At 72.0% G+C, this 13130-nt stretch carries 9 protein-coding genes and 1 pseudogene; 7 read left to right on the top strand and 3 right to left on the bottom strand.

What is annotated here, in order from left to right; genetic code table 11:
* Positions 1-15: 15 nt before the first annotated feature.
* From frr to ABD191_RS29275, 4 genes and pseudogenes are all read left to right on the top strand, one after another.
* The gene (gene frr / locus ABD191_RS16030) at positions 16-573 is read left to right on the top strand and encodes a ribosome recycling factor (protein ID WP_344082313.1); all 558 of its coding nucleotides are present in this window, start codon (positions 16-18) and stop codon (positions 571-573) included.
* Positions 574-713: 140 nt separating this feature from the next.
* Positions 714-1991, top strand: a complete 1278-nt coding sequence (locus ABD191_RS16035; protein ID WP_425560730.1) for a phosphatidate cytidylyltransferase — start codon at positions 714-716, stop codon at positions 1989-1991.
* A gap of 112 nt (positions 1992-2103) precedes the next feature.
* Complete coding sequence (rlmN, locus tag ABD191_RS16040; RefSeq protein ID WP_344082371.1) at positions 2104-3279, top strand: dual-specificity RNA methyltransferase RlmN; 1176 nt, start codon at positions 2104-2106, stop codon at positions 3277-3279.
* Positions 3272-3745: pseudogene (locus ABD191_RS29275) on the top strand (DivIVA domain-containing protein); the annotation flags it as partial. The gene rlmN and the pseudogene ABD191_RS29275, both read left to right, overlap by 8 nt.
* A gap of 1416 nt (positions 3746-5161) precedes the next feature.
* Here ABD191_RS29275 and ABD191_RS16050 read toward each other — a convergent pair.
* Positions 5162-5386, bottom strand: coding sequence for a DUF2631 domain-containing protein (locus ABD191_RS16050; protein ID WP_344082319.1), 225 nt, complete (start codon positions 5384-5386; stop codon positions 5162-5164).
* Positions 5387-5515: 129 nt separating this feature from the next.
* Here ABD191_RS16050 and ABD191_RS16055 point away from each other — a divergent pair, with 129 nt between their 5' ends.
* Positions 5516-7135 (top strand): Rieske 2Fe-2S domain-containing protein, encoded by a 1620-nt coding sequence (locus ABD191_RS16055; RefSeq protein WP_344082321.1) that lies wholly within the window; start codon positions 5516-5518, stop codon positions 7133-7135.
* Between the two features lie 18 nt (positions 7136-7153).
* Here ABD191_RS16055 and ABD191_RS16060 read toward each other — a convergent pair whose 3' ends face one another.
* Both ABD191_RS16060 and ABD191_RS16065 read right to left on the bottom strand, forming a co-directional pair.
* Positions 7154-8236, bottom strand: a complete 1083-nt coding sequence (locus ABD191_RS16060; RefSeq protein ID WP_344082323.1) for a hypothetical protein — start codon at positions 8234-8236, stop codon at positions 7154-7156.
* 206 nt (positions 8237-8442) lie between these two features.
* On the bottom strand, positions 8443-10053 hold the full coding sequence (locus ABD191_RS16065) for a phytoene desaturase family protein (RefSeq protein ID WP_344082325.1): 1611 nt from the start codon (positions 10051-10053) through the stop codon (positions 8443-8445).
* 82 nt (positions 10054-10135) lie between these two features.
* On the opposite strand from ABD191_RS16065, the gene ABD191_RS16070 reads away from it, so the two are divergent.
* Entirely contained in the window at positions 10136-12316 is a 2181-nt protein-coding gene (locus ABD191_RS16070) for an MMPL family transporter (RefSeq protein ID WP_344082327.1), read from the top strand.
* The gene (locus ABD191_RS16075; RefSeq protein WP_344082329.1) at positions 12313-12843 is read left to right on the top strand and encodes a GNAT family N-acetyltransferase; all 531 of its coding nucleotides are present in this window, start codon (positions 12313-12315) and stop codon (positions 12841-12843) included. The genes ABD191_RS16070 and ABD191_RS16075 overlap by 4 nt, the downstream gene beginning before the upstream one ends.
* Positions 12844-13130: the final 287 nt, after the last annotated feature.

Raw genomic sequence — 13130 nt, forward strand, 5'->3', positions numbered from 1 at the left:
GAGGCGACGGATCAGGTGATCGAGGAGACACTCTTCGAGGCTGAAGAGAAGATGGAGCGTGCGGTCGAGTTCGCGAAGGAAGAGTTCGCGACCATCCGTACGGGCCGCGCCACGCCGGCGATGTTCGGCCGCATCGTCATCGACTACTACGGCGCGCCGACGCCGCTGCCCCAGATGGCGACGATCGCCATCCCGGAGCCGCGCATGGTGATCATCAAGGCTCACGACCCGTCGCAGCTGAAGAGCATCGAGAAGGCGCTGCGCGACTCGGACCTTGGCGTGAACCCCAACAACGAGGGCAACCAGATCCGTCTGGTGCTGCCGCCCATGACCGAGGAGCGACGCCGCGAGATGATCAAGGTGGCGCGCGGCAAGGGCGAGGACTCGAAGGTCGCCATCCGCAACGTGCGTCGCAAGGCCAAGGAGGAGCTCGACCGGATCGTCAAGGACGGCGAGGCCGGCGAGGACGACGGGCGACGGGCCGAGAAGGAGCTCGACGACCTCACCCACCGGTACGTGACGCACATCGACGAGATCCTCAAGCACAAGGAAGCCGAGCTGCTCGAGGTCTGATGTCATACCTCGATCCCGCCGAACACGACGACCGCGCGAACTGGGCCGGCCAGCCGGCCCCGCCGGAGTGGCCAGCCCAGTCGGCGGACGGTCGTCCGCAGCGCCCGGTGTACCGCTACGCCGAGGACGACTACGGCAACCTGCATCCCGGTGGTTACCGGCCCTCCGACGGGGGATACGGCCGCACGGGCCAGGACACCTCGGGCGGCTCGGCGGACCTGTGGTCCGACACCGGCGGGTCCGGCTCAGGCCCGTCGTGGCCCGGCTCCGGCGCCCCGGACGCGTCCGGCGAGGTGCTGACGGGTCGGCGGGCGGGCGGCCCGGTGAGCGGCGCCCCGGCATCCGGCGGCCCGTCCTCGGGCGGTCCGTCCTCCGGCGGCCCCGTGTCCGGGGGACCGCGCGGCGGCGTACCCCGTGGTGGCGCCCGCCGTGGCGCGTACAACGACGGCGCGGCGGACCATGGCGCGCCGGAGTACGGGACGGCCGACTATGGGACGGCCGACTACGCGGTGGCCGACGACCGCGCGGCCGGCGACCGGGCGGCTGACGCTCGCGTGGCTGGCGACCGCGCGGCTGAGCCGGGCGCGGCTGCCGCGCCCGCCAAGGGTGGCCGGGCCGGGCGCAACCTGCCCGCCGCCATCGGCGTCGGGGTGGGGCTGGGCGCCGCGGTCCTCGTCTCCCTGTTCATCTGGCGGCCCGGGTTCCTGGGCCTGGTCGCGGTCGCGGTCGGGGTGGGCATCTGGGAGATGGTCCGCGCGCTGCGCGGGTCGGGCGCCAAGGCGCCGCTGTTCCCACTGCTCGCCGGCGGCGTACTCATGTCCGGGCTGGCCTGGTGGGGCGGCGCGGACGCGCTCACCTTCGGGCTGATCGTCACGATCCTCGCGGTGTTCGTCTGGCGACTCGCCGAGGGCCCGGACGGCTACGAGCGCGATGTGACATCAGCCACTCTTGTCGCGGTCTACGTGCCGTTCCTGGCGGGCTTCGCGGTGCTGCTCGCGGTGCCCGACGACGGCCACCTGCGGGTCGTCACCGCACTGGCCGCGGTGGTGCTGTCGGACACGGGTGGCTACATCGCGGGCGTGTTCTTCGGCAAGCACGCGATGGCACCGTCGGTGAGCCCCAAGAAGTCGTGGGAGGGCTTCGCCGGTTCCCTCATCGCGACCTCGGTGGGCTGCGCGCTGCTGCTGTTCTTCCTGTTCGACGCCGCCCTGCTGCAGGGAGCGCTGTTCGGGCTGGGCGTGTCGGCGGCGGCCGTGCTCGGGGACCTGGCCGAATCCATGCTCAAGCGGGACCTGAAGATCAAGGACATGAGCAACCTGCTTCCCGGGCATGGTGGCCTCATGGACCGGCTCGACTCGATCCTTTTCGCGGCGCCGGCGGCGTACGTCCTGTTCCTGCTGTTGGTGCCGGCATCGTGAGGCGGCGTCCAACACGCCCGGATGCGAACTTCCGTGGACGTGGGACACTGGTTACGTCATGACGACCCTGCCCGTGATCCAAATTTCCCGCGCTACGCCCGACAGCGGCGTGATGCTGGCCCGGGGCACCGCCGAGCCGGCGGCCCCCGCGCGCCGCCGCGCGTCGCTGCCCCCGCGCCACCTCGCGGACCTCGACCTCGCCGGCCGCAAGGCGGCCGTCGCGGAGCTCGGCGAGCGCGGCTTCCGGGCGGCGCAGCTGTCCACGCACTACTTCGACCGGCTGGCGCGCGACCCCGCGCAGATGACGGACATCCCGGCCGCCGCGCGCGAGCGCCTAGTCGACGCGATGATGCCGCGGCTGCTCACGCCCGTACGGGAGATGTCGACCGACGACGGCGCGACCCGCAAGACGCTGTGGCGGTTGCACGACGGTTCACTGGTCGAGAGCGTGCTGATGGGGTACCCCGATCGGGTGACCGTCTGCGTGTCGTCCCAGGCTGGCTGCGGCATGGCGTGCCCGTTCTGCGCGACCGGCCAGGCGGGGCTCACCCGCAACCTGAGCACGGCCGAGATCGTCGACCAGGTCGTCTGGTTCGCCGGCACGGCCGCGTCCGGGGCACTCACGGGCGCGCCCGCGCGACTGTCCCATGTCGTTTTCATGGGGATGGGCGAACCACTTGCCAACTATCCCCGGGTGATCGAGGCGGTGCGCCGGCTCACGGCGCCGCCGCCGGAGGGTCTGGGCCTGTCGCAGCGCCACATCACGGTTTCGACGGTCGGGCTGGTGCCGGCTATCCGACGGTTGACGGAAGAGGATCTCTCCGTGACCCTTGCGGTCTCGCTACATGCGCCAGATGATGATCTGCGCGACGAGCTTGTGCCGGTGAACCAACGCTGGAAGGTAGCCGAAGTCTTGGATGCGGCCTGGGATTACGCAGCGCGTACGGGCCGACGCGTCTCCATCGAGTACGCGATGATCAAAAATGTCAACGACCATCCGTGGCGGGCTGACCTTCTGGGCAAGCTCCTTGCGGGCCGGTTGGCGCACGTGAACCTCATCCCGCTGAACCCCACCCCGGGGTCGCGGTGGGACGCGAGCCCCAAGCCGGTCGAGCGGGAGTTCGTCCGGAGGCTGCGCGCCGCGGGAGTTCCGACTACTGTTCGGGACACCCGGGGCCGGGAAATTGACGGCGCGTGTGGCCAGCTTGCAGCTTCTACAAGCACCGTGAGCGCGAAGACTGAGCGCGGCAGCACCGCAGTCGCGAACGGAGGGTGGCACAGTGAGTGAGGGTCAGCGGTTTAGGCGTCGCGCTCTCCGGCGTGGCTACAAGGTCGACGAGGTGGATTCCTTCCTCGACCGCGTAGAGGCGACGCTGGCGGGTGACCCCATCGGCGCGCCGGTCACAGCCGGTGAGGTGCACGACGTCGTCTTTCGGGTCCGCTTCGGCGGATACGACGAGTGGCAGGTCGACCTGCACCTCGACCGCGTGGAGCGGCAGCTCGCCGACATGGAGGAGCGCGGCGGCTTCGCCCGTCCCGTCGACTCGCGTCCCGCGCCCATGCGCGAGGACCGCTTCGCCGCGCTGCGCGAGGAGCAGCGCATGGCGCAGCCGATGCCGATGCGCCCGGTCGGCGCCAGCCTGCCGGGTGGGCCCATGGGCCCACCGCCCATGGCCGGCGCGCCCGCCATGGCGCAGATGCAGGGCTCCCCGTTGCCGCAGCGCCCGCTCAACGGCGGGCCGATGGACGGGCCCATGGACCGCCCGCTCGCGGGCCAGCCGATGCCCGGCCAGATGATGCCCGGCCAACCCATGCCGGGGCAGCCCATGTCCGGCCCGCCGATGCCCGGCCAGCCGATGTCCGGCCCGCCGATGAGCGTTCCGCCCATGCCCGGCCAGCCCATACCTGGTCAGCCCATGCCCGGCCAGCCGATGTCCGGCCAGCCCATGTCCGGCGGTCCGATGGACCGCCCGCCGTACGGCGCCCCGCCCCCCGGCGTGCCGATGAGTGGCGAGCGGCCGTACCCGCCGGACCGCACCCTGCCCCCGGGGATGGTGGGCCCCATCTCCGGCCCGCCGTACGGCGACCCGGTCTCGCCGCCGCGGCCCATGTCGGGCGGGCAGCCGCCGATGGGCCCGATCAGCGGCATGACGCCCCCGCCCATGCCCCAGGTGCCGATGTCGCCGGCCGCGGGCGGTCAGAGCTTCCCGCGCTTCGACGACACGGCCTCGTTCACGCCGAACTTCGGCAGCGGCGAGTTCCAGCAGCAGCCGCCGCAGCGGCGCGAGTTCGACCAGCCGCCGGCCGCCCGGGAGTTCGACGTCCCGGCGCCCGCCTCGCGCCACGACTACGACGAGCCCTCCCGGCACGACTACGACTCGTTCGCGGGCCGTCCGGACGACTCGTTCGCCGGCCGCCCGGCGGGCCTCGAATCCTTCACGGGCCGTCCCGACGACTCGTTCGCCGGCCGCCCGGCGGGCATGGACTCCTTCGCCGGTCGCCCGGACGACTCGTTCGCCGGTCGCCCGGTCGGGATGGACTCGTTCGGCACCGGCCGTCCCGACGACTCGTTCGCGGGCCGTCCCGGCGGCATGGACTCCTTCGCGGGCCGTCCGGACGACTCGTTCGCCGGCCGCCCGGCGGGCATGGACTCCTTCGCCGGCCGCCCGGACTTCCCGATGCCGAACCGGCACGGGCGCCCGGACATGACCAGCGAGATCCACATGTCGGCCGACTTCAACAACCGGTACACCGGCAACGGCGCCTACGGCGGCGGCAACGGCGGGTACCCGAACGGCAACAGCGGCTACGAGGGCGCGTACGCCAACAACGGCGCCTACGGCGGCGGGGCGGTCGACACGCTGAACCCCGAGGTGCAGCGCATCGACGAGATGCGCCGCGGGTTCACGCCGCGCCGCTTCGGCAGCGGGTACGACGCGAGCCAGGTCAACCGCCTCTTCGACGCCATCATCGCGTCGCTGTCGGGCCGCTCCGGCACCCCGATCGCCGAGTCGGAGCTGGATCCCAACCAGTTCAGCCTCGTCCCCGGCGGCTACTTCGAGGCCGAGGTCGAGCAGGCCCTGCGCCAGATCCGCGATCTGATCCGCTAGACGAACGCCGAAAAGGGCGGGAGCGCGACGCGCTCCCGCCCTTTTCGTTATGTCACACGGTCAGTCGGAGTTGAGGCCGTTCTTGCGCAGCAGCCAGTCAACGACCATGAGGAGCGCGAGGGCGGCCGCGGTGCCGATCAGCCAGATCTCCTCGATGGCGCCCTCGTGGTTGCCGATGAGCATCAGCAACAGGGCGGCGATCGTGATGATGCCGCCGATGCGGGCGAGCTTCACGTTGGTCGGCTTGTGCTGATCGGGTGAGGTCACCGGCTCGTTGCCTGCCACGGGTGCGTCCCTTCTAATGATCGTCGGCGTCGAGGATAGTGTGGCACGCCGTCCGGGCGCGACGCGCCACGGTGTGCCCGTGGCGCCTCAGGTAGCGTCTGAACGGGCGTCTACGGAAGGGAGCCGAGGGTGCGGATCACGGGCACGGGGCACGCGAGCATGCGGATCGACACGGCCGCGGGGAGCATCCTGTGCGACCCGTGGGTCAACCCCGCGTACTTCGCCTCCTGGTTCCCGTTCCCCGACAACTCCCAGCTCGACTGGGAGCACCTGGGCGACTGCGACTACCTCTACGTGAGCCACCTGCACCGCGACCACTTCGACGCCGAGCACCTCAAGCGCTTCGTCAACAAGAAGGCCACCGTCCTGCTGCCGGAGTACCCGACGAGCGAGCTTGAGGACGAGCTGCGCGAGCTGGGCTTCACGAGCTTCCTGCGGACGGTCACCAACGAGGTGGTCGAGCTGGACGGCGGCCTCAAGGTGATGATCCAGGCGCTGACCAGCCCCACGGACGGCCCCATCGGCGACTCCAGCCTGTGGGTCGAGCACGACGGCGTGCGGCTGCTCAACCAGAACGACGCCCGCCCCACCGACCTGCAGATCTTCGCCGACCTCGGCCACGTGCACGCGCACCTGCTGCAGTTCTCCGGCGCGATCTGGTACCCGATGGTCTACGAGCTGCCGCAGGCCGCGAAGACCGCGTTCGGCAAGCAGAAGCGCGAGCGGCAGTTCGACCGCACCTGGCGCTACATCGACGACCTGAAGGCCTCGCACGTCTTCCCGATCGCGGGCCCGCCGTGCTTCCTCGACGACGCGTTGTGGCAGTTCAACGACATCTTCGGGGATGAGGGCAACATCTTCCCGGACCAGTCGGTGTTCCTGTCCGAGTACGCGAAGGTCGGCGGCACCAACGGCGTCGTGCTCCTGCCGGGCAGCACCGCCGAGCTGAGCGCCACCGACTGCGCGGTCCAGCACCCCGTCGCCGACCTGGACGAGTTCTTCGCCAACAAGGAACAACACCTCAAGGAGTACGCGCAGCGCCAGCGCCCCGTGATCGAGGCCGCCAAGGCGTCGTGGTCGCACCCCGAGGTCGACGTGCTGGGCCAGCTGAAGGCCCGCGTCGAGCCGCTGCTGGAGGAGTCGGTCTACCTCGCCAAGGGTGTCGGCGGCCCGGTGCGCATGGACCTGCTCGACGTGCCCTCCGCCGACGGTACGCCGGGCCCGGTCATCGAGTCGATCGTGGTGGACTTCCCGGGCAAGCAGGTGCGCCACTACGCCGACGAGAAGGTGCGCTACCGCTTCCGGATGGAGCGCCGCCTGGTCGAGCACCTGCTGTTCATCGGTGAGGTCGACTGGGTCAACTCGCTGTTCCTGTCGTGCCGCTTCTCGGCCGCCCGCGTGGGGCAGTACAACGAGTTCGTCTACGCGTTCTTCAAGTGCCTGTCCGAGGAGCGGTTGCAGTACGCCGAGGGCTGGTACGACGAGCACGAGCGCACGGTCGACGCCGAGGACATCACGCTCACCGACCCGGCCACCGGCACCTCGTGGGACATCCAGCGCCGCTGCCCGCACCTGAAGGCCGACCTGACCCGGTTCGGCATCGTCGACGACGGCACGCTGACCTGCCAGCTGCACGGGTGGAAGTTCGACCTGGAGTCGGGCCGCTGCCTGACGAGCACGGGCCACCAGCTGCGGGCCCACCGTACGCAGGAGCCGGCCCCGGCGGCACAGCCCGGGACCGGCTCCTGACGAACGGCCGCGCCGGCGTCAGCCGAAGCGTGGCACCAGAACGGCCACGTCGCCGGCCGCGACGGGCGGCAGCCGCAGTGTCGTGCAGCGCGCGGACGTATCGCAGCGCTGCTGGGTGACGTTCGTTCCCGCGATCGTCGCCACGATCATGCTCGTGGGCGTGTCCCAGAACTGCACGAACTTGCCCGCGCCCAGCGCCACGGGCCGCCACCGGCCGGCGCGCAGGTCGGCGACCTGGACGAGCTGGATGGCCGGCGGCGTGTTCGCGGCGGTCGACACGGCCAGCGCCGCCCACCGCGCGTCCGGCGACAGCAGCCCGCCGTGGGTGTTGCGGGCCACCGCCGTGCACGTGCCGGTCATCCCGAGCGGGATGGCACCGCTCGTCGCGTCGACCGCGTCGACGCAGGAGCCCACGACCCGCTTGCTCGCGTCGAGCTGGTCGACCCGGCGCAGGACCGTTCCCGTCCCGCCGAGGCTCCACACCCACGCGGGCGCCGTCGTGGCGCGCAGCGTGTTCGTGCGCAGGTTCCAGGTCGCGGCGAGCGCCGTACGCGGCGTCGGGTACCCCTGGCGCAGCAGCACCCGGTCGTTCGTGGTGCCGGCGATGATCGGCCCGCTGCCGCCCGCGAAGCGCTGCTGGGCGGTACGGCGCAGCGACGGCAGGTCGTACGTGCTCACGGTCGGGTCCAGCGCCCCCGTGGCCGGGGCGGCGGTCACGCCGACCGCCACGAGCGTGCGCCCGTTGGGCGTGACGTCCCACGTACCGCGGACGTAGCCGATGCGGCGCGGCTCTCCGGTGGGCGCCACGAAGTACAGGGAGCGCACCCGGTCGGCCTGCCCCTCGACGACCCACCCGCCGGGCACCTGCGCCGCGAACGCGGCGGTCGCGCCGCCGGGCAGGGTGAGGGTCCGACGGGTCCCGTCCGGGCGGATGAGGACGTTTCTCGCGAGGACGGTGAGCCCGGCCGTGTTCAGGCTCGTCGCGGCGGCGGCCGGTGACGGCACCGCGCCAGGTTCGCCGTACCCCGGCACGAGCAGGACCCAGGCGAGCACCAGCAACACAACGTGACGCAGCCGGCGGCGGAACTCCGGGTTGACCATGATCACTCCCATCCGGATCGGGGCAGGGGCACCATTCCGACAAACGGGATGATCTGTGCGGAGGTTACCGAACACGCCCGCCGCGACCTGCTGCTACGCGGCCGTCCCGGCGCGCCGCCACGCCTACGGCCGGCGCGTCGCCCCGCCGCGCGGCACCCGGCTCCGCGCGCCGCGCCCGCCACCGCGGGGCGGGGCGGGCAGCGGCGCTAGCGGCCCAGGTCCGCGAGGATGCGGCGGGCCGCGTTGTGGCCCGCCGCGCCGATGACCGAGCCGGCCGGGTGGCAGCCGGCGCTGCCGGCGTAGAGGCCGTCGAGGCCGGTGGCGTACGGCATGCGGTCGGTGAACGAGACCGTGTTGTCGACGTGGTGGATGTGCCCGCCGGTGATGCCGAAGTGCTCCTCGATGCCGGGCGGGGTCAGCGGCATGGCGTCGGCCACCAGGTCGCTGGTCCCCGGCGCGTACCGGTCGCAGATCTCCAGCAGCCTGGTCACGTAGTCCGGCAGCAGGACGTCCCACGGCGCGTCCGTGGGGGAGTACGGGACGGACTGGACGAACAGCGCGGAGGAGTGGTGGCCCGCCTCGTCGTGCAGGGACGGGTCGACGGTCGTGTGCAGGTACCACTCGATGGTCGGCTCGTCGGGCAGCCGGCCGGCCTGCACGTCGGCCCACATGGCGCGCAGCCCGGTCATCGGGGAGGCGGCCGAGGAGGAGTCCAGCAGGGAGGCGGAGCCGGGCAGCAGGTGCACGGTCGACCCGAACGGGCTGGCCGCCTCGGCGGGCAGGCAGGAGAACCGCGGCAACGAGCTCAGCGCCAGGTTCACCTTGAGGGTCGTGCCGGTGCGCCGCACGTCGGCCATCCGGGCGGGCAGCTCGGCGGGCAGGGCGCCGGCCGGCACGAGCCGCATCAGCGCGTACGGGTCGCAGGCGCCCAGCACCACGGACGAGCGGATCGAGTCGCCCGACGCCGTGACGACACCGGCGACCGCGCCGCCGGACACGGTCACCGCGCTCACGGGCGTACCCGTGAAGATGGACGCTCCCGCCGCGCGGGCCGCGTCCGCGAACGTGGCCGACACCACCCCCATGCCGCCGCGCACGATCATCCAGGTGCCGTCGGAGCCGGGCAGCCGGCACATGTTGTGGACCAGGAAGTTGTGCCCGGTGCCGGGGTCGTCGGGGCCGGCGTTGAGCCCGGACAGGCCGTCGGTGACGGCGTACATGGAGACGAGCAGTTCGGAGCGGAAGTCGAAGCGCTCCAGGTAGGCGGCGACGGACCCGCGGACCAGGTCCACGAAAACGTCCCGCAGGGCGGGTCGCACGAACCGGGACGCGGTCTCCTCGACGGTCAGCGGCTCGGCGAGCCACGCGGGCGCCAGGTCGGCGCGCAGCGCCGCCAGCTCGGCCTGCATCGCGTCGTCGGCCCTGATGTCCGCCGGCGAGAAGAACCGCTCCAGCTGCGCGCGGGTCGCTGCCCGGTCCGAGCCGAACAGCAGGTACGGCGAGCCCACCGGCCCGGGCGTGGGCAGGAAGTAGTGCGGGTCGCGCCGCAGCGTCGGCAGCGTGACGCCCAGCGTGTCGACAAGCTCGGGCGGCATGAGACCCAGCAGGTACGAGCCGGTGGAGTGGCCGAGGCCCGGAACTTTCGGGAACGGCCGCTCCGTGCGGGTGGCCCCGCCGATGACGTCGGCGGCCTCCAGGACGACGACGGACAGGCCCGCCCGGGCCAGCAGGATGGCCGACACCAGGCCGTTGTGGCCCGATCCGATGATCACCACGTCCGCGCTGGCGGGGAGCTGACCAGGGCTTTGGCTCGTCATAGCCGGTCAGCGTAGACGGATTTCTGGCCTCGCCGGGGGCAGACCCTACAGTTGGATCCGGTCACGGATCGAAAGGCTTGTCATGTTCGCGTGGTGGGGGCGGTTCGTCGTCCGGTTCCGCTGGGTGGTGCTCGTCGCGACGGTGGCGTTGATCGGCGTCGGCGCGACGTGGGGGGCGTCCGTGTTCGGGTCGCTGACGGGCGGCGGCTTCGAGGACGCCGGCAGCCCTTCGGCGAAGGCCCAGGAGCGCATCGTGCAGCTGTGGGGCCGGCAGGACACCGACGTGGTGGTGCTCTACCGCTCGGAGACGCTCACGGTCGATCAGCCGGGCTTCCAGGGCCCGGTCACCGACGTGATCGCCACGCTGCGGGCCCATCCCGAGGTCGCGAACGTCGCCTCCCCGTACGACGCCACCGGCCAGGCCCTCGTCGCCCCCGACTGGCACTCGCTGGGCGTGTCCATCCGGCTCAAGGCGCCGCCGTCGGACTCGGACGCGCAGGCCGCGGCGTACGAGCAGATCGAACCGCTGCTCGCCGTGCCGGGCCTGCAGACGCAGGCCGGCGGCCTGGTGCCGTTCGTGCGCGACGCGAACGAGCAGGTCGCGAAGGACATCACCCGCGCCGAGATCATCTCGCTGCCCATCCTGTTCGTCCTCATGATCCTGATCTTCCGGGGTCTCGTCGCGGCGTCGACGCCGATCCTCGTCGGCGTCGTGTCGATCCTGGGCGGGCTCACCGTCACGAAGGTGCTGACGAGCTTCACCGAGGTCTCCGTGTTCGCGGCGAACGTCATCACGATGATCGGCCTGGGCATGGGCATCGACTACGCCCTGTTCGTGGTCAGCCGGTTCCGGGAGGAGCTGGCCGCCGGCCGCGGCACCGCCGAGGCGGTCGAGCGCACCCTGGCCACCGCCGGCCGCACGGTCGCCGTGTCCGGCCTGGTCGTCACCCTCGCCCTGTCCAGCCTGCTGCTCTTCCCGCTGGGCTTCCTGCGCTCCATGGCGTACGGCGGCATGGCCGCCGTGGTGGTCGCGATGCTCGCGGCACTCACCGCCCTGCCCGCGCTGCTGGCCGTCCTGGGTCCGAAGATCGATCTGGTACGGGTACCGCTGCCGCGCCTGCGTCGCGCGTCGGCCGGCGACGAGGGCGGCTGGGCCCGCCTGGCCAGCAGCGTCATGCGCCGGCCGGTGATCTACGCGCTCGTCGTGACGGTCGTCCTCGTGCTGCTCGCGCTGCCCTTCGCGGGGGCCAGGTTCGGCGGCTTCGACGAGCGCACCCTGCCCGAGGGCACCCCCAGCCGGATGGTCGCCGAGCGGCTCGCCACGGAGTTCCCGAACGCCAACGCCGCCCCGCTGCTCGTGGCGCTGGAGAACCACGCGTCCGCAGCGGACGTGACCGCCTTCTTCGACGCCATCCGCGCCGTTCCCGGCGTCGCGACCTCGATGGTCGTCAAGTCCGACGACAAGAACACCCTCATCGCGGTCAAGCTCGACGCCGACCCGACCGGCGAACGCGCCCGGGAGATCGCCCTGCGGGTGCGCGCCATCGACCCGCCGGCCGGCGCCACCTCGCACGTCGCGGGCCGCCCGACCTACGACGCCGACCTGCTCGACGCCCTCGGCGACCGCCTGCCCGCCATGGCCCTCTACGTCATGGGTGCCACGTTCATCCTGTTGTTCCTGGCGTTCGGCTCGCTGGTGCTGCCGCTCAAGGCCATCCTCATGAACGTGGTGTCGATCGGCGCCTCGTTCGGCGTCGTCGTCTGGATCTTCCAGGACGGCCACCTCGCGAACCTGCTCGGGTTCACCTCCACGGGCTACCTGGAACCGGCGAACCTGATCCTCATGTTCGCCCTGTTGTTCGGCCTGTCGACCGACTACGAGGTGTTCCTGCTGTCGCGCGTGCGCGAGGAGTGGGACGCCACCGGCGACAACCGCCTGGCCGTGGCCCGGGGCCTGCAGCGCACCGGCGGCATCATCACGGCCGCCGCCCTGCTGCTCATCGTCGTCGTGGCCGGCTTCGCCACCGGGGGCGCGGCGACCATCAAGATGCTCGGCGTCGGTACGGTCGTGGCCGTGGCGGTGGACGCGGCGATCGTCCGTACGCTGCTCGTGCCGGCGCTCATGCGCCTGCTCGGCAACTGGAACTGGTGGGCCGGCCCGTTCGGCGGGCTCTACCGGCGGTACGGCATCAGCGAGGCCGGACCGAAGGTCGCCGTCCCCCGGCAGCGCGCCGCCCGGCCGAAGGAGAACGCCCGCACATGACCGTCTTCAGCACCGAGCGCCTCGACGTCCGCCCGTGGACGCACGACGAGGCGGACCTGGCCCGGCTCTACGACACGTACTCCCGCTGGGAGGTCGCGCGCTGGCTCGGCTCGGTACCCCGGCCGATGACGTCCCCCGACGAGGCCCCGGCGGTCGTCGACCGGTGGGCCGCCCGGGCCGCCGGACCGTACGGCGTGTGGGCCGTCGAGGTGCGCGACACCGGCGTCGTGGCGGGCACGGTGCTGCTCGTCCCGCTGCCGGACCACCCCGACGAGATCGAGGTCGGGTGGCACTTCCACCCCGACTCCTGGGGCAACGGGTACGCGACGGAGGCGGCCCGCGGCGCCCTGGCCCACGGGTTCGCCGCCGGCCTGAAGGAGATCTACGCGGTCGTCCGCCCGGACAACGCCCCGTCGATCGCGGTGTGCCGCCGCCTGGGCATGACGGAACTCGGCCGCACGGACCGCTGGTACGGCGTCGAGCTGGAGGCCTTCCGCCTGTCGGCCCCCACCTCGACCACCGGCTGAGTTCCAGCGGCGCTCTCGTCCGCCATTGTCGTGACTTTGGCGGGGTGGGGGTGCTGGTGTCGCCATTGTCGTGACTTTGGCGGGGTGGGCTGGGTGCTTGTTCGCCATTGTCGTGACTTTGGCGGCGGGTGGGGGTGCTGGTGTCGCCATTGTCGTGACTTTGGCGGGGTGGGGCGGGTGCTTGTTCGCCATTGTCGTGACTTTGGCGGCGGGTGGGGGTGCTGGTGTCGCCATTGTCGTGACTTTGGCGGGGTGGGGCGGGTGCTTGTCCGCCATTGTCGTGACTT

This window comes from Luedemannella helvata (assembly GCF_039528415.1).
GTDB classification, from domain to species: Bacteria; Actinomycetota; Actinomycetes; order Mycobacteriales; family Micromonosporaceae; genus Luedemannella; species Luedemannella helvata.